This window comes from Lysinibacillus sphaericus, assembly GCF_001629735.1.
Taxonomy (GTDB): Bacteria; Bacillota; Bacilli; order Bacillales_A; family Planococcaceae; genus Lysinibacillus; species Lysinibacillus pinottii.
In genome coordinates this window covers 1,527,317-1,546,180 of the sequence record NZ_CP015224.1, presented here as the reverse complement: position 1 = coordinate 1,546,180, position 18,864 = coordinate 1,527,317, and the positions used below count along the sequence as shown (strand labels likewise).

12 protein-coding genes and 2 pseudogenes are annotated in these 18,864 nt (G+C 35.4%); 4 read left to right on the top strand and 10 right to left on the bottom strand.

The features are described from left to right. Window positions 1-180: 180 nt before the first annotated feature. Window positions 181-513 (top strand): annotated as a pseudogene (locus A2J09_RS23400) (tyrosine-type recombinase/integrase); the annotation flags it as partial. Window positions 514-662: 149 nt separating this feature from the next. On the opposite strand, the pseudogene A2J09_RS07500 reads toward A2J09_RS23400, so the two are convergent. Both A2J09_RS07500 and A2J09_RS07495 read right to left on the bottom strand, forming a co-directional pair. Further along, a pseudogene (locus tag A2J09_RS07500) lies at window positions 663-1,376 on the bottom strand (SDR family oxidoreductase). Window positions 1,377-1,408: 32 nt separating this feature from the next. Beyond that, window positions 1,409-1,960: an NAD(P)H-dependent oxidoreductase gene (locus A2J09_RS07495; RefSeq protein WP_012294533.1), complete on the bottom strand. Its 552-nt coding sequence runs from the start codon at window positions 1,958-1,960 to the stop codon at window positions 1,409-1,411. A gap of 497 nt (window positions 1,961-2,457) precedes the next feature. Between A2J09_RS07495 and A2J09_RS07490 the strand changes: the two genes are divergently transcribed. Beyond that, window positions 2,458-2,664, top strand: coding sequence for a winged helix-turn-helix transcriptional regulator (locus A2J09_RS07490; protein WP_231112958.1), 207 nt, complete (start codon window positions 2,458-2,460; stop codon window positions 2,662-2,664). 877 nt (window positions 2,665-3,541) lie between these two features. On the opposite strand, the gene bluB is transcribed toward A2J09_RS07490, so the two are convergent. The 8 genes from bluB to A2J09_RS07450 all read right to left on the bottom strand — a co-directional run bounded on the left by bluB (window position 3,542) and on the right by A2J09_RS07450 (window position 16,092). After that, the gene (gene bluB, locus A2J09_RS07485; RefSeq protein WP_012294531.1) at window positions 3,542-4,183 is read right to left on the bottom strand and encodes a 5,6-dimethylbenzimidazole synthase; all 642 of its coding nucleotides are present in this window, start codon (window positions 4,181-4,183) and stop codon (window positions 3,542-3,544) included. 636 nt (window positions 4,184-4,819) lie between these two features. Further along, a complete protein-coding gene (locus tag A2J09_RS07480; RefSeq protein ID WP_012294530.1) occupies window positions 4,820-7,126 on the bottom strand; it encodes a glycoside hydrolase in 2,307 nt (768 codons plus the stop codon). A 651-nt stretch (window positions 7,127-7,777) separates the two neighbouring features. Beyond that, window positions 7,778-9,430: a helix-turn-helix domain-containing protein gene (locus A2J09_RS07475; RefSeq protein ID WP_012294529.1), complete on the bottom strand. Its 1,653-nt coding sequence runs from the start codon at window positions 9,428-9,430 to the stop codon at window positions 7,778-7,780. 135 nt (window positions 9,431-9,565) lie between these two features. Then, window positions 9,566-10,558, bottom strand: coding sequence for an ABC transporter substrate-binding protein (locus A2J09_RS07470; protein ID WP_012294528.1), 993 nt, complete (start codon window positions 10,556-10,558; stop codon window positions 9,566-9,568). 631 nt (window positions 10,559-11,189) lie between these two features. Continuing rightward, window positions 11,190-11,966, bottom strand: coding sequence for a GNAT family N-acetyltransferase (locus A2J09_RS07465; RefSeq protein WP_036161707.1), 777 nt, complete (start codon window positions 11,964-11,966; stop codon window positions 11,190-11,192). A 528-nt stretch (window positions 11,967-12,494) separates the two neighbouring features. After that, window positions 12,495-14,333 (bottom strand): alpha/beta fold hydrolase, encoded by a 1,839-nt coding sequence (locus tag A2J09_RS07460; RefSeq protein ID WP_012294526.1) that lies wholly within the window; start codon window positions 14,331-14,333, stop codon window positions 12,495-12,497. A 57-nt stretch (window positions 14,334-14,390) separates the two neighbouring features. Beyond that, the gene (locus A2J09_RS07455) at window positions 14,391-14,957 is read right to left on the bottom strand and encodes a TetR/AcrR family transcriptional regulator (protein WP_036161706.1); all 567 of its coding nucleotides are present in this window, start codon (window positions 14,955-14,957) and stop codon (window positions 14,391-14,393) included. A 559-nt stretch (window positions 14,958-15,516) separates the two neighbouring features. After that, window positions 15,517-16,092 (bottom strand): TetR/AcrR family transcriptional regulator, encoded by a 576-nt coding sequence (locus A2J09_RS07450; RefSeq protein ID WP_036161704.1) that lies wholly within the window; start codon window positions 16,090-16,092, stop codon window positions 15,517-15,519. A gap of 626 nt (window positions 16,093-16,718) precedes the next feature. Between A2J09_RS07450 and A2J09_RS07445 the strand changes: the two genes are divergently transcribed. Next, window positions 16,719-17,741 carry an MBL fold metallo-hydrolase gene (locus A2J09_RS07445; protein ID WP_036161702.1) on the top strand — a complete coding sequence of 341 codons (1,023 nt, stop codon included), beginning with the start codon at window positions 16,719-16,721 and terminating at the stop codon, window positions 17,739-17,741. A 708-nt stretch (window positions 17,742-18,449) separates the two neighbouring features. Beyond that, entirely contained in the window at window positions 18,450-18,701 is a 252-nt protein-coding gene (locus A2J09_RS07440) for a GlsB/YeaQ/YmgE family stress response membrane protein (RefSeq protein ID WP_036161700.1), read from the top strand. Window positions 18,702-18,864: the final 163 nt, after the last annotated feature.

The window sequence follows — 18,864 nt, the reverse complement described above, 5'->3', positions numbered from 1 at the left end:
ATTTCTTCTTTAAAATCATTCACCAAATATTGTTTACAAGAACAATATCTTGCTAATGATTTTACGCGCGGGATTGAATCGCCAAAGAGCGCTGATAAGCATCCTGTCTATATGACACATTAACGGATTTAAAACAGCTAATATGACTATTTAGAACGCGCCCAATCACGTTTTTCAAAGCATAATGAGCTCATGTTTAAATTATTAGCAACAACAGGTCTAAGACATTCTGAACTTGTTTCATTAACATGGGAACAAGTTGATCTGGTAAATGAAACGATTCGAATTGATGGAAAAGGAAAAAAAGAACGGATATTGCCCCTTCCTCCACACTTAATACCGCTTCTGGCATCCTATAAAGCCTCTTTAAGATCCTATCAAATTTATCCATCAGAACCTGTTTTTCTTAATAAAAATCGTAAAGCATTCGATCCGCGGGGTTTACATGTCAACTTTAAAGATGTATTGAAAAAGGCAGGCTTCCCACCTACCGACTTTACACTGCATAACTGATGTTACAACAAAATAAGGAAAACGTGTTAGAGTGCCTTTTAAGCCCAATAGAGATGGGAAGATTAAAAAAACAACATCCTTTCGTATAGTTATACAAAAAGAATAGCGTTTTTTCTTGTTTAGTGGATATATGTTCTTCAGCTGCTGGCTTACGTTAAAATGTGACCGCCTTCTACATGAAGAACGGTTCCAGTCACGAAACTATTTTCTAGCAAGTATAGTACGCTTTGTGCAACATCTTCAGCTCTTCCTATTCATTTCACAGGGAGTTTGTTTTCAACTGCATTATAGAAGTTATTACGTGCTTATTCTGCCATTTTGCTACGGGAAGGTGTATCAATTATTCCAGGTGAAACGATGTTTACTCGGATCGGAGCAAGTTCTAAAGCCAAAGTCTGGCCTAGATTCGAAATAGCCGCATTGACTGCACCTAGAATTGCTGAGCCAACCATAGACTTGTAGGCTACAACCCCAGAGAACAAAGTGATTGAACCATTTGGTAAAATTTTGGAAGCACCGTATTTCGCTGCATAATATTGTCCCCAGAATTTGTTTTCAAACAGTTTTCGGGCTAGTGCTGTATCCGTTTGGAGGAATGACCCGCCTGATGTTTCTGCAGCGCTTACCACAAGATGATCGAACTGGCCGATCTTTTCAAAGAAAGACTGGACTTGCTGTTCTTGCGTTGTATCTAGAGTATAAGCCGTTGCTCTATCTCCTAGTTGCTCTTTTGCATTCCGTAATTTATCTTCGGAACGGCTGGCAATGATTACTTCTGCACCATGAGCTATTAGCTGTTTAGCTGATTCCAAACCAATCCCAGAGCTTCCACCGATCATTACAACTTTTTTATCTTTTAACATGTTTTTCTCCCCTTAATCGTTTAATTAATAGATTAAAAATTCAATACCTCTTGCAGATGTAAATCAAGTTCGGATATAAACTTTTCAACTGTCGGATTTTTGACTACATCATAACAAGAGAAACTCTTTAAAGGTTTCATTCCGAGAAATTTATGTATACGATGTAAATGACTTAATGCATCTTCTAGGTTGCTCCCTTCAAAAAATTGACTTGGATCGTTAAATGCTTTTTCAGGAGCATTCCAGGTAGTCGAAAACATATATTTCTTTTCAGTCATCAACCCGCCTTTTCCATACTGATCAGCACCCCTAAAAAATAAACCATAAGCATATACTTCATCCATATACGACTTCAATAAGCCGGGGACACTGAACCAATAGATAGGTGTTTGGTAAATGACAATATCAGCCCATATAAAATTTTGTTGTTCTTCTTCGATTTTATATCCTTTTTGAATAATTGTTGTTTTTACATTGTTTTTTTCACTTAAAAAACTGACCATTTTGTTCATCAATGTTTGGTTTAAATTACCCTCTGCTGAACTATACTTCTGATGACCGTTAATTATAAGTATATTTTTCATCTTTATCTAGCTCCTTCAATTATATGATTTCTAAAAAAACTGCCTAGCGTGTAGTTGATAACCCTACTGCACTTAGTAAAATTCAAATCGTTTGCTTCATCCGGAAGAATACTCATGATTATGTATCAATAGCAAACCATTGATTTATATTGCAATGAGAGCAAACGGTAGTTTGTTTCGTTGATTTCTTGCAATAATTTTACTCACCTTCTCAATAAGGGATGAAATTATAAGTACAACGATATTATAAATATAGTAACTTTATTTATGGAAGTAGTGATATTTATTTCATAAAGTTTCTGAAAGTATACTATTGTGAAATGATAAGGTGAATTAAACAAAAAAATTTTCAGGAGGATGTTCCATATGAGTGTTTTTGAGCCAGTATAATAACCAAAGGAGCACCAGATGAGACTTGCCCCATTGCTAAAACGCTCAACGTGATTGGGACTAAATGGACTTTTTTAATTATTCACGATCTGCTTATAGAAGGAAAAATGCGATTCAGTGACCTATTGAAATCAATGAATGGAATTAGCCCAAAAACACTTTCACTCCGTCTTAAGACACTAGAAGATCATCGGATATTGAATAAAAAGGTATTCCCGGAGGTTCCCCCTTGTGTGGAATATACGTTAACAGACAAAGGAAAACAATTGGAAGGTATTTTCATTGCATTAAAGAGATTTGGATTAAATTTATAAAAAATTAAAATAATTCATTCTTTAAATTTCGGTAAGTTAATTATGAATCATATCAGAGCATTTTTATTTTTAAATCTATTACTCAGGCTATGAACTATACAAACTACGCTATCACCGCATATTGATAGTAAAGCTATTTTAGCCTTACACCTGCGAATTTTGTTACTTAGGTCACTCCTATCCCAAGTGACCTTTTTTTTCCTTAAAGTGTTCATTAACACTTGTTTAAATTTATTTAAATGAATCTAGGCTGCTTCGCTTTTGTCTTTTATTAGATTTTGCAAGATCATAATCAACACCTTTTTTAAATACTTTTTAAAAATTCAGAGTATCAAATTTATTACTTGTCGCTACTTTCAATCCTTTAGTAATCTTTTCTCAGTCAATTCAACAATATAAAAAAAGTTATCCATAGGTTCTATATAATGTGTAAAAAGAGTCGAACATACAAATTTGTATGTTCGACTCCGCTTTAGAATCTCAATATATATTTTCTTATGAACTTTAATCGTGATTCTTTAACAACAAGCTAAGTTCATCTCTCTTAGAATAATTTTTATGAATATTGGCCAAATCTACATTAAACGATCATTAACATTATTTAAACGAGTAATCCCCTTTTGAACGATAAATTATGAGAAACATCCGATAATTTTAAAGTTGTGACTCAGGTATTTATATTATGTAAACAATAATTATTTTCAATTAATAAAAATTCGATAAACGTTATTAGGGTTATTTATGTATAAGTTATAAATCCTTGTTTCAATAAAGCCTCCGTTACTTTAAGTACATTGCTTTACAATCTTTAAGGAAGCTTTAGCTTTCTTTGTGTTTCAAAACTACCCATAACGCACCCTGATAGATTAAGAAGTTTTTAGTTTTGTCCCCATTTATTTTCAAAAATAAGATGTTCTAAAGAACGCCTTTTTTCCCAATTAGCTAACTCTAAAATGGGCTTTTCTGGGTAATTTTCAGTATAACCGATTGATATAAGAGCAATGGGATCGATGTGTGGTGGTATTTCTAAAATGTCTCTAATATCATTTTTTTTATAAAAACTTACCCACCCCATTCCAAGTCCTTCAGCACAAGCAGCTAACCACATATTTTGAATAGCACAAGCTGTTGATAATATATCTGTTTCAGGAATTGAATTTCGTCCTAATACATGGGAACCTCCTCTTGTAGGGTCACATGTAACACAAATAGTTATAGGAGCTTCTTTTAAACCCTCAATTTTTAAATCAAGGAATTTCATTTTTTTCTCCCCATCATAATGAACAGCTAATGCTCTGCTTTCTTTTTCTGCTGCCCAGGCCAATTTTTCTTTAATTTCGTCAGTGGAAATCAAAATAAAGTTCCAAGGTTGCATAAATCCTACTGAAGGTGCATGATGAGCTGCATTTAATATTCTATGTATAATGTTTTCAGGGATAGGAGTTGATAAAAAACTTCGAATATCTCTCCTATTATAAATAACTTTATAAATAGACTCTCTTTCTTCATTAGAAAACATAAATTTTTCCCCTTTTCTTTACAAAAATATTTATTTTTAATATTAACTAATTTTTCATTATTCTGCCACGTAAGTGAAGTAAAAATACATCAAAAAGCGTGGTTTGGATATGTTGTCCTTATCGTTGTATCCGCATAAATCTGACTCCACCTCTTCTTACTTCGGATTAACATTCGTCAAATCGATTACCACAATTCCTTTCAGTTTCATATATGGATAATGGCATCATTAATAATAGACCTGTTTAAAGACACCTTATGCAGATTTCACAATTGCCTTTGGCTGATGAATCGATAGTCGTTCAAATAGCCAACGAAGCTCTTGCTGTGAGAAAGTTCATACTTCAGCGTTTCTTCTACAACATAAACAAAATGTACCCTATAAGATGACCTCTTTGAAAGTGTCTATCTTATAGAGTACATTTTAAAACGTAAACTTCACGTTTTCTCTAATATTTTTACGCTAACTGCAGCATACGTAATAATTACTTTTTTAATCCTTTTTTCAATGAACCCCCACAATGGATAAGCTACTTCTATTCTTCTTGTAAACTTATTCCTTAGCGTTCAGATTTAGCCTCTATGAAGATTATCTCAAGGAAAATTATTAGCAGTTATACTATTGCGAATTTCACGCTTATTTTTCCGGTGAATAGATAGTATTACTATTTCCATCAATAATTAACACCGATTTTCCTGGTATTGTCTTGCCTTGATAGTTACATTCATCTTCTGAAAAATTTGCGACTACTCTTAATGCTTCACCATATTCAGTCATTTGAACGAGTCTATCATCTGATATAATTTTAAAATCTGTCATTTCTTTCGTTATTGCTTTTTTGCTAAAATTTGACCATACCTTTGAATGCCTTACAATTGTTTCTTTATGTTTTTCCCACTCGTGTTTATCTATATGATATAAAGGAGGAACATTATAAAGTATCTCATACAACATTCTATTTGTTATTTCGTCTTTAAATTTTAAGGTTCCCCACCCCCACCAATGGGTTGTGATCACTGAATCGTTGTAAACCAACTTATACAAGGGGATCGTGTAGTTTGAATCCAAAAATAACTTCTTGTACTTATCCTTTAGTGGTATTTGTTTAGAAAACATTTCGGGAACTCCACCATTGCTCGAATAGTATCTCCCTACGTAATACTCACTTAGTTTGTTTTTTGCCATATCCTCGTCCATCCAAGAAAATGATGGCGTTTCTATTCCATGTGCAAAGGCAATCGATTTGCTAGCAAAATCATTTCCGCCCTCAGTTCCTACTACCATATCCCATTCTTTTTGCAGATACTCCATTCTCTTAATCCTAGCCTGGATATCTTCCTTTTCAGTAGTAATATGTTCTGGAGAATAGTCATCGAAGATTTCTCCAGTGCCATCTGTGTCTAAAAACCATGAGTTAAATGCTAAGCCGGTATTTAAAATCGAAGTTACTCTTTCTTTTACACTAGGCATTGCAAGCGTTGGATTCAACTTTCTACCTGCACCTTGGAATCCTTCAATCTTTTCTCCATTTTTATTTGTTACAGTTGCATTCTCGTAAAGTAAAGCATTCTTAAACTTAGCAGTTTCCCACTTCTCTTTACCTGGTTCATGGATTGAATGATATGAATCATAGGTACCAAATAGATAGCCGAATTCTTCTGCATCTTTTACTAACTCAGGTTTAATGAAGCCTTCCTGCCAATCATCCAAGCCGATCCACATATGTTCTAGCCCAGAATCCTTCATGTCCTTTATCACATCTACAGTATTAGCATCTGCCCACTTCTTTATTGGGTCAACTACATCTCCAAGTATGCTTTTTAATAATCTCTTATTTAGGTCAATTAATTCAACGGGATTTAATTTTTCTATTCCTTTGTTTAACAGCCTCTGAGTATCTTTATCTATTTCAGTAAATACTTCCGGATTATAGAATTCATTTAGTTGCATTACTGCACTTAAGGATTTTATTATTCTTTTCTTATTGTATTTATCTACATAATCTAAGCTTTTTAACTCTTCAAAAGCTGATGAAAGCTCTGATCCATCCTCAACATTAGTAGTTAATAGCCTCTGAATCCATAATTTCAGTTTTTCGGGAAAAATGTCTCTCAGCTTTGCCCATTTAATATTTTCTTCTGAAATCACAGTTCTGTCCCAAAAATAAGCATGAGGTGCTCCATAAAGCTTTTCAATATTACTATTTTCTTTAGCCTTATCCGCCAAGCTTTTGAAGTCCCCCTGTTCAATCAAATAATTTTTATAGGTTTTTGCAACATCTACTGGATTTTTTTTCGTTATATATATTCTGAAACCATATTCCTTCTCTTTATTTATAGTTGGAAACTCATGATTAAAAGTAAACTCAATATCGTTTTCTGTATGATAAACAATTTCACTATTATAAGGGTTTTTAATTATATATACTAGTGAATACCCACTTTTATCAACTGCAAAAAATTGCATAGATAAAGCCTCAATTACCTTCATTTTTTCTTCACTTAAGTAATTTTTCCAAATTGAATCATCGCTTGGAATATACTTTCCTTGATTTAATGGGAGCATATATCCGTCACCTTTCACTTTTGGCCATGCAAACATGTTGTCTTCATCCTTGCTGGATTTTATGGTTACATCAACATACTTATCTTTTTTTTCGATATCAACCTTTATTCCCTGTTCTGAATAGGTCCAGCTAATGTTATCTCCACTGTCTTTTAAATTTGACACTCTCATTTTCTCCAATGGTTCAGATAATTTCTCAGTAATTCCATTGGATTCCACCTCAAGCGCAAATGTCTCAGGATTCACACTAAAGTTAAAGTCTAAATTATTTATTTGTGGCTTACTCTCTATACCTGTATTCATTTTTTCTTTCTTACATCCCGTAAGAACGCTTGTTAATAGTGCAGCAATTAACATGATTGATAGAATTTTTTTCATGTAACACACCTCCATACCTAGTGTAATATCGGTTTGTTACACGAATGTCACAAAAAAAATCTAACTTATTATTTTTTAATTCAAAAAAAGGCAAGCACAAATCCTTAGTAGCAAGCTCCCTATTAGAAATCTCGTCAATCAGATTTTGGTTGACCGTCATATCTTCCCTCATTCAGGGTCAGTTTAACTCAGTGACCCCTTTTATAATTTCTATTCTCAGATAAAGAATAAAGACCCAGTTCCAAAATCCACTTCAATTATTTCCGATATGAAAAAATACTGATTGCCATTAAATTTAACTTCTGCGTTACAATCCTTGACCCTTATTACCTTTACACCTAACTCTTCTAGCGCTTCTCTGCTACATCTGTTGGCTTAGATTAGATTATTGTCTGACAATTGGAAGTGCAATTAATTGTGACGATGAATATTTTATTCGTCTTAAGGAGAATCCAGCTTAAAAATTAGTATTATTTGAACGAATAATTCCCTTTTGAACGATAAATTATAGGAAGCTTTTAATAATAAGAAAGTAGTGACCAAGGTATTTATACGAGGAGGAGAGCTTGGACGTCACCCTAACAGTCTCAACAGAAATACGATTAATGGTAATAACTCGATCCAGCTAATGGATCGAGTTTTACTTTTTGATTATTGAATAACTTTCTTCTTAAAAATAGACGGTATTACCTCTAACAACCGTTCACGTGTAATGGGATCACAATGATTCCATGTAAAATCTATAACATGAGTCTTACCAGGGGCTAGCTCGATTAACGTGGCGATTTGTGGACAGTGAGTAATGGTTAGTAATTCTTGGGGGGAAGCCAAGATAAAATTACGCTCTCCAGCATAGTGATTTATTTGATGCTGCTGAATTTCTATCCATGCTTGACCTTGCTCGATTAGCTGCATTACCTTGAGAGTAGGACGAAAGCCAAGAGATTCATACAAGCTGGCAGCCAATCCAGTCTGACACATAACATAATATTTAGTTTCTAACTTGAGATAAACAGTAGCCGTCTCCCCAGCAACATAAACATCCGCTAATTGCCTACGTACTAATCTTACTTTGTTCTCATATGTTGTAATCCACTTCTCTGCCGCTTTACACCGTCCAAATAGTTTAGCGATATATCGTAACCGCTCAAATAGACTAAACTTGCTATTCAGTATAATAGTAGGAGCAATCGCATCTAGTTTCTGCAAGTCATGTTCAGGATGAAAATAGCTAAGCAATAATAACTCTGGCTGCAGCTGTGCTATTTTATCCGGATCTACCCAATGCCCGATACTATGAATGTTCCTTAATTGATTGTGATAAACCACGTTATCTTTCATTATTGAGATGGCCGCTCCTATAGGGGGTATACCTAGAACAAGCAATTCCCCAAGTGTAAATTTGCCATCAGTCACAATACGAGTTACATCTTTAGGAACATGAATCTTTCTACCAAATGAATCAATAACTGTTCTTTCTGGAGTATAAAGATGACTGTTTGTATATTCACGTGGGGTGTTTCCAGTTAATTTATGAAAGCATCGACTAAAATAATATTCATCCTTAAACCCAATTTGTCGAGCTATTTTTCTCAATGGCTCTGTGGAATTACTTAGAAGTTTTTTTGCCTGATTTATACGTACCTGAGTCAAATAGTCAGTCGGTTTTTTACCGGTCAATATTTTAAACTTTTGACTATATTGCCATCTTACCATTCCAGCCATGTTAGCTAATTGTTCAACTGTCAAATCCTCATCATAATGCTGTTCTATGTACTGTACAGTTTGTTGAACCAATTGTGTCTTTTCTTCGTTCTGTAGCTGGTTAGCTTGTTCATCTAACTGAACCATCATAGCTAGTAATTGCTGAAGTTTACCTTGCAGCATGGCCATGGAACTAAATCGATTATTTATCATTGCTTCATTTCCTAATACCTGCTTGACTTGAGAAAATAACAGATGATAGGGATAACCATAAAGCAAGGGTGGATGAGCAATTCGGTTCAAAGTGATTCCTTCTACTTCAAAGGTTTCAAAGGTAAAGCGAGCAAGCTGTGCCTCTTTATTACTTGACTCTACCGTGTAGCTTTGTACAGGTAAAATGAGAGCGCAGCTTCCTTGTCGTAGATCGATTGCCATTTTGTCTACATACAGTCGTATGTCATGACTGAGAGCTATCAATAATGTGCATACATTTGTTTCATAATTATTTATTCCCTCTTTATGGCTATCAGCTGACATGATTCGATCAACTTGAAATCGGTCAAAGTGTTGTAGTCTAATATATAAGGATGCCAGATTCATAAGCAACTCTCCAACTATTGAAAATGATTATCATTATCGTTATTGTAACATAGAATGACCCTCTATCAACTATTGTTCGAATATGTGCTATTTAGCATACTAGCCGTTTAAAAATTGATTGGACGGATACAATTTTTACTGTTTGCGTATCCACTCTGGTAGCTTTTGGAATAATTGCTCCAAAGCTAATAAATTATCTGTATTCCATTCATTAGGAACAACATAAACTGTTCCCTTTTTGACCGCAGGCAAAGTTCCCCATATCGGGCTTTGTAGCAGCCGATCAGCTTCTGCTTCACTTTCACTATCCTCTTGTACAATTACAAACAAATGATCCCCTGCAAACTCAGGAAGCACCTCTTCGGAAACCTCAAGGAAAGATACCCCTTCTACATCAATAATATTTTTCTGTACTGCTGATGGGACGGCAAAGCCATTTTTTCCATAAATAATAGCACCTAGGCTACGATCCCCCATAACATAAAGCGTCTTACCTAGCTGATAGAAAACTGTTGCGGTCTCTCTTTCTGTTAAATGAAACTTGTCAAACATTTCTTTAGATTTTGTTTCATACGTAGCAAGCAATTGAGCTACTTCTTCCTGCTTACCTAGGATATTCCCCATCTCTTTTACTCGTTCTGTATAAGGAAGAGCAGGGTTAAAGGGAATCGTAGTAGCAATTTTTGACAAATCTTCGTTAAGATTTGGATCCGCCTTGTAATAGCCATTAATAATAAGATCAGGTTTTAAAGTCAGAATCGTCTCTAAGTCAGCTGGGTTTCCAATATCAACGATTCCTTCAAGCTTGCCTTCATAGTAACTTGGAGAATCTTTGGGAAGATTATTACCAACAACCGGAATATCCATCGCCAAGAAATCACCAACTGTCTGACCAATATAAACAACTCGTTTTGGATCTGCAGGTATTTCAATCTGTTCACCTGTAATCGTTGTATATGGAACAGTTGTCTCACTTTTCTCTGCTTGCACATCAGATTGAGCTGTTTTCTCGTTTTCCTTTTCCTTCGCATCAGATGTGTTGCTACTAGAACTACATGCCACTAATACCACTAGCAACAGGAGGAAACTCCCCCATAGCATAATTCGTTTTTCTATATACTGCTTCATATTTGTTACCCCTTTCCGATTTACCCTTAATTGAAAATGATTATCATTCACAAGGTTATTATAGATGTTATGAAAGGGCGAAACAATGAAAAAAACGCAATAATTTATTTGGATAAATGTCAATAATCAGGATTATGAAAGCCATTTGGTTTTTTATCTTCATGTTTAGTGAAGAAGCATAAGGATTATCTCGCTATAGAAAAAAGAAACCATTTTAGTGATTTCTTTTCATATCAACAAGCTGTTGATTAGCTATCTATTTGATTTCTCCAGCGAGCTCCACGAACGTAGCCTAATTTATAAGCGTGTAAGTTCTGCGCCCGTCTTTATCGTGACAATATTTGAAAATTTCTTTTTTCAACTCCGTTAATCAATCCATCGGAATGAGGATTTGTTTATCCTTTTATCGATATTACTGTAGTTTTGGAATAAAGATTGATTAAAAATATCCCTCAATCCTTATCTAATAGCAACTTCAAAAACTCCATTTTGAATAAAGTTTGTTCAAAATGGAGTTACTCCTTTTATATAAGTATAAGATTTTTATAAAAAAGTTTGATTATTTTCCAGCTATGTTGTTCAATAATAGCGCCCTTTAACGGAATAAAACATGGGCTTCTATTTGGCTCTACTACTTAGTAGAAGGTGATTGGCAGCCATAAGAGTATGCAAGACATAGAAAACCGCACTTTTCTAGGATAGGTCTACTCATTGGACTGGCGTCAACAGTAAGGAAAGGATGCCCATTTTCATAAGCCTTTTTTGCTCGAGTAGCTAAAAGTGCTGTATAATAACCTTTTCCTCGGGACAACGGTAGCGTTGAACCTCCCCATAAGCTAGCAAAGGAGGAGTTTTTCTCTAAGTACATCCAAGCAGCACTTACAAGCAGACCATCTTCATAAATTCCATAAAGGTATAGGGAGTCAGGATTATTCTGTTTATCTCTCCAAAGTCTTTCTCCCAGCTCAGCGTGCGATGCATTCCAGATGGTATCTTCTAGAACAATAATGTCTTGAATACCTTGTTCATCCGTTATTTCCTTAATGTCGATGTGTTGGTCATGAATAAGCAAGGGATGCTGATTATCTAACTTCAGGACCATTAGTGCTTCAGGATCCTCTATTGTGAATCCTTCTTGTTTAAGAATATCTTTTAAACTATCAGGCTTGTCGTAGCTATACACTTTCCACTCAAAATCCTGCTCAAAGTTACTAAAATAGTTTAACTCGTTCTTAATAATTTCTATTACATTGCCTTCGGTTACATTAGATGAGATAATGAACCCTTTTTCACCAAACTGTGAAATGTGGCGCACGACATGCTCTGTTTCCTCTCTTATGTAACCTTGTACGTGAGCCTCTTGTCGAAGTTCTTTGTGGAATAGTGATATTAATTCATTTTTATCCATGAGCGACCCTCCTATATGTATTAAATTTTTTCTATTGAATATTTTTCCATTAATTAATCTATTGATTAGTACCAATTATCGTAAAAACGCAAGTGTTCGGCATCTTACCCAACCAGTCTTATCATTAACTCATAGTCTCTAATAATCACTAATTTCCCTTCAGTGTTTAAAGATGATTTATACGCTCATCCCTTAAAAAAGATGCACCCCGTTAAATTTGTTCGCGATTTTCATAATATACCGCCTCCTTCTCATGAACATTATTTTATCAGATTTTTCCAAAATATACACTGATAAATGATAGACTTCATACACTATAAAATCCCCCAAAAAGTAAAAGTACAATTCTTCTGCAGAATAATACTAAATAACCAGTCGTCAAATAAATTCCGACAACTGGTTAGATGTATACTTTTTCGACTGTATTCTATCAGCAATTTTCACTTCTACCTGTAAAGGATACTAAACATTAGTTTTCAACAGGACGACTTTATTTCATTAATCCCACTCGTTCATCTACTAGTATTCCTATTTTATTATCAGATTAGCCGTTTCACTTGGATGGTTAAGAGGAAAATGATGACCATATGGAACAAAATCAATCTTACCAAGATGTGAAGGAGCCGAATAGCCTCTGTCATAATCCCCCCAAATAATGTGAAGATTAACCTTTGTTACTTCATTGAAATCACCTTGAACGTTTTTCAATAGTAAACTATTAAGCTGAACCGTAGTATTTAAAATTCTAGGAGAAGTAAAACTGTTACTTAGTTTCTCAATATAATGTTCAGGGATGCTCTCCGTACTTTCAAATAAACCATTACTTAATAAATAACGCTCTATCAAATTAGTAGTTGCCAATTTCAATGTCCATTTGTTCATAAATTGAGGAACATTTATCGATTTAGCATTTTTTTTAGCAACAGGTGGCTGAAGTAAAGTAATTGTATACTTCTTATCTATGTACTTTTGTTCTAATGCTTTCAGCAGAATATACGCACCAAACGAATGGCCAATTAGATGGGCACCACTAGTAGCTTTCTCCAATAACTTTCTCAATACATTCAAATAGATATTTAAAAGATTTTTCTCTCGTTTAAAAGGAGAACGTCCCAAACCTGGAAGGTCCATAATCCATACAGGTCGACCCGTTTTTTCATGAAGCTCTTTCCCTAAAGGAAATAAATCCTCTCCATCACTTAATAAACCATGTAATAAAATAAACGGTTTACCCTCTCCTTGTAATTGGTAAAGGGTATTGTTGTCGCATAATGTTCGCTCAAATAAATGATGATGCTCACCATTTTGATACATCAATCGATAATCCAGATCAGCTACTACGGCTGGGAAAAATTTCATTACATTTGTCTCCTTAAACCAATCTTCTCCCATAATCTTTTTCGCTGAACCATTTGAAAATGTTCGATTAGTAATAAAGTTCAGCCCATCAGCAGGAATTTGGGTTATTTTGCTTACGCCACTATTCATTATTGTTTTCATAAGCGGCATGGGAACAGAGATTTTTGGTGCCCTCATATTCATACTTTCCGACATAACACTTAATAATTCAGCAATGTTCGGATCGTTCTCTTTATCTTCAACAAGTGTATATGTTTGAATAGCCGGCTGCTCCAATTTGAAAACCTGCACAATAAACTTCGCAAACTCATCGTTTGAAATCAGTGGCAACCTATATCCCTTACCACCAGGAATCACTGGCATGAGCCCTCTTCGCATACTTGTCACAAGCAAACCTAATCCTGCTATCTGCTCTGTACTCCCTGTTTTACTACTACCGACCACAGTTGGCGGATTAATGACAGACAGCGGGTAACCTACTGCTGATGCCTGCTGACGGATATAAAGATCTGCTAAAAATTTTGTTTTCTCATATGGATTTTTTATTTTTAAATAATTGTTTCCTTCTTTAAACACATCAATTGCAATCTTGCTATTTTTATCATCAAAGGGACTCATATAGCCTACAACATGAATAAATTGCTGCAATCCCTTCAATTGATGAATGTTTTTAGCGAATTCACTAATATGTTTGGCGCCATTTAAAAAGACGGAAGATGCCTCTTTGCTTGTCGATTGAATATCCATGGGGCCTCCTGCGTGAATAATTACATCCGTTTTCAATACCAACTCCTTATCTTCAGCACTTAGACCTAAGTCTATTTTTGTCAAATCACCTTCAATAAAGTGCATAACTGCCTCTTTTAAGATGCCTCTTTCTTGATAAATGCGTGTTGCTTTACTTTTCGATCTCACTAATAGAAGAATTTTAACATGCTCTTTGGCTAATTCCTTCACTAATTGCTTTCCTATAAAACCTGTTCCACCCGTTAAAAATACTGTTTTCATAAAAATCCTCCTTGTAGTACTAATCAGTACTAATTTGATGTAAAAAAAATGCTTCTTTTATCGAAGCAAGTTAAAAAAATGATCTGCTGTTTTCATAATTACAGTTGCATCCTCCAGTGTTTCTGAAATAAATAGCGCTCCTTCAAGATTTGTAATAAAAAGAGAGGCAACCTCGTCAATATTAATTGTCTTTCTAAATTCACCATTCTCTACCCCTTGTTTAAGTAATAGAGAAACTTTCGTTTGTAATCCTTGAAAAAAAAGACCTATTTTCTCTTTTACTTTAGTGGCATTTGTTGGACTTTGAATATAGAGCGTAATAAACGGACAGCTCCCCTTATATTCCCTCGTCTGAACTCCTTGTGATAATTGCTTTAAAAACAGTTGGATACGATCTTCAACTAATAATTGGTTTTGAGATAGTAAGTCATCAATTGCAGATTGATACATTTCAATCCAATAATCCACGACCCCTTCCAACAATTCTTCCTTATTAGAAAAGTGATAATACACATTAGACTTTGAAACTTTGCTTACACGAACTAATTCATCCATGCTAGTATAAGCAAACCCTTTTTCTAAAAATAATGTTGCAGCGACTTCAATCACACGTTTTTGATTCATTAATTTTACCTTTGTCATAATTAGTACTGTACAGTACTACAATGCGTATTGCAAGTATTTTTGTTAGTTTAATAAAAAAATTGATTAAAAAAGCTATACTTTAATTGATTTTACTGCTAATAATTTCATTTTTTTGGGGGAAGCTTGTTGTGGAGTTTTATTTAATAGATTTATTATTGGTGACTGTCGCCTTAATTTCTTCAAAAAACAGATTTTGAAAAAGCTGCCGACTGTAAAATACAGACAGCAGCTTTCTTTAATAATTTTTATGACTTTATTGTTCCTTAATACATTAACTTATTTCTACAATGCAACTACCTATAGACGTTGAATTGATAAGATGCATTACCCTGTATTTCAACCAAAGATGTTATTATTTGTCTCATGTTTTTATAATGTAATTTTATTTCGACTTCAGAAAATTCTTTAATACACTAGATAATTAAAATTTGATATCTATTGAATTTTATTAATTACACTTTGGAATATACCTTCTTTTATTTCATCAAGTGAAGCATACCCATAAGATTTCGTATAAACGGCTACAGCCTTTTTATGACTAAGACAATATTGCTTTAACGAACGATGAGACAATGTACTTGTAGAACTCTTCCTCGGTGACGAAGTGAGACTGATATTGCTGGTGAATCAGCTCGCTCATCTGAAAGCCGTAGCACGTCGAGAGAAAAGACATGGCGGCAAGACGCGCATCTTGACTGGCTATGATTTTTTTCTTCTGCAGTCGTTCAAAATATTCAACGAGCAAAGAGTGCAGCTTCACTGGTGGTTCTGCCAGCACTCTGTCTAATTCAGGAAATATGCCTTTTTCGCGGATGCCAATCAAAATAATATCCTTATTTTTATGGAAAAACAAGCGGTACTGCTGGCTTACATTCAGCAGATCAACTTCCGGATTATCGGTCGCTTCCTCCATTAACAGCTTCTCAAATTGTGGGATATCCGAATGCCTTTCAATGATGGCTTCCAGTATGCCTTGCTTGCTTCCAAAGTGCCGGAAAATTGTAGATTCATTGACTGTAGCTTCCGCTGCGATGGCTTTAGTGCTTACTCCCCGATAGCCATTCTTTTTTATGAGCCGTGTCGCGGCCTCAATGATTCTGTCTGAAGTATGCATTGTATTACTCCTTTTGCATATGTTAAACCCATTATACAACAAGTTATACATAGACAATAGGGTCGGGGTTCATCATCTTCGTAAACGTTTATTTAAACTCCTCTCTTTTCGCTCATGTGTGTTCTCTTTTCAGCAGATTTGCGCCAGCATTTCTCAGATGTCTTGGCGTCATCCCGAAATCAATAAGTGCAGCCGGGTTCGGAATCGGCGGCAGCAGTTTTACCCCTGTAATTGGACAGATTTCATTTTCATTGAATTGATGCGGCTGTCAAACAGCGTATTGCATGAGCTCCTTAGCGGCAGTAGCAAATGTTGTGGATAGCTGTCCATACTTTTCAGACTGTCAACGAATGTCCCTTGCTTTTTCATGATTGCGGCAAAAGACACGACAAATTTCTCATTAATGACAAGCCCAAAAAATCTCCTTTCGAAGTTTCGATTTGAAAGGTTACCAGTTTCATGTTTGTAGCGCCTCCATCCATGTAGTGTGGTGTTGTTCAGTTATTATCATATTACATAATAGAATGAATGCACGCAAGTGCTCGCTTGCTTTTTGTTTTCCATTCTCTATAATAAAGATATAGGGTGACTAACCTCAATAAACATATATGTAAAGGGGAATTGTTATGCAGTATAAAAGTATTATCCAAAAACCTCGGGTTAAATTTTTTGAAGTCGCAGATGGCGTCTTTGCCGGTATTTCGCCGTATCGTGGTATCAGTTGGGCCAATGCTGGGTTTATCAACAAAGGCGAAGGTCTGGTGTATGACACGTTCTTTGATCTGTTCCATGCGCAAGAAATGCGAGAGGCTTTTAAGGAAGTAAGCAATGGCGGCTCTCCCGCCTACGTGGTGAACTCGCACTATAACAGCGACCATACTTGGGGGAACAAAGTGTTTGAAGAAGCCTGCATTATTATGCACAAGGAAGCGGCCAGGGAGCGTCTTTCTGAAAATATAGCCTGGATGGATAGCGTCATCAAAAGAGGGAAACATTCTCCAGAATCGACTCAGGGAGAGCAGTTTTTTGCAGCGGAATTTGAAGGATTCGACCTGGAGGGCGTAGAATGGGTGCACCCGAATATAGAGTTAAAGGACGATATTAACATACGGCTTGGCGATACTGAAGTTATGATTTACAATGTAGCTCCGGCCCACTCTGACAGTGACTTGCTGTTGTGGATGCCAAAAGAAAAAGTGCTGTTCGCCGGCGATGTCGTGTTTAACGGTTGTACGGCATACAGTGAAGAAGGAACCCTCAACTGGATTAAAGTACTTGATCGCATTATTGATGACATTCAACCTGAAATCGTTGTTCCAGGGCATGGCGCCATATGCGGCCTGGATTTCGTGAAGGAACAGAGAGACTACCTCTTGAACGTGATAAGCGAGTTCAACAAGCATTACAATGACGAGATTGATTCCTTGTCCCTAACTAAGGAAATCGATATTTCTCGCTTCCTTCATTGGATTCAGCCAGAACGTTTATATGTTACGGTAGATATTCTCTTAAAAAGCAAACGCGGGTTGCCATCTCTTCCAAATTGGAACGAGGTTCCTACAAAACTGGAAGAGATGAAAGCTTTTTTATCCGAGAAATATGGCAATCGAATTAAGCCATGGGACCCTATGAGCGTGTGGCAGGAATAGAGTATACATCTGCAGAGGCGATTGGATTCGTACATCTCTTACCACAAATAATTCAAGGAACCAACTACCTGTCTCACTGTTAGGCATTTCTATAAAGCTTGAAAATTTTTCTGATTACGAGGCAATTACCAGTATGATTAAGATTAAAGGAGGAAGCTTTAGACTTCTCGGAATTACATATAAAAAAGCTATCCCCCTTGGATAGCTTTTTTATATGTAAAATGCAAAACAACACCTAAAGTGGATAGATTTCACTTCTGTTAACTCTCTTGGAATTTCTGCATTCAGGTGTTCCGTAGCAATTACACTTGCAGAAACTGGTTGTACCCCCTCGTCACTAGAGAAGGAACGAATGACCAATGAAATATCTTATGGGCCTGAGGTAAAAAATATCACACTCTCCTAAAAACGTATTAATATCCACCAGAATAATTTGTGGCTTTAGGAGAAAGTTTGATTAGAAAATCTCATAAATCCATATTCCATGATAAATGAAAAGACTCTCTTCTGAAAATAAGTTCACCAAAAGAGAGTCTTATTAAGCAATATCTATGTTGTTCAACAATTGCGCCCGATTGTTGAACATAAGTTCTTCTTTAAACATAAGACCAATTTTAATTTTTTTCTCCTTATAGTTTGAAAGGTGTTCATAAGGGTTATATAACACTGTAGCGAAATACTTAAAATACAAAATAGGAGATGGATAGTATGAGTTTTATTTGGTTTTTAATAATTGGCGGGATTATCGGTTGGCTTGCAGGAATAATTTTAGGAAAAGATATTCCAGGTGGCATTATTGGTAATATTATTGCAGGGATTATCGGTGCTTGGATTGGTGGGATGCTTCTAGGAAGTTGGGGTCCTAAAATTTCTGATTTCTACATCTTCCCTGCTCTCATTGGAGCCATTATACTAGTGTTCATTGTAAGCTTAATAATGAAATCATTGCGTCAAGCGTAGTACGCTAAATTACTTCGTTTAGTTTTTATTTCAAGACGGTTAAATGAATCACATGTAACCGACTATAAATGCTGACTGTGTTTATAATAAAAAGGCGGTCCTCCACAAACTTATCTGTGGAGGACCGTACTTTGATGCTAATTTATGAATTTGTTCTTTATCA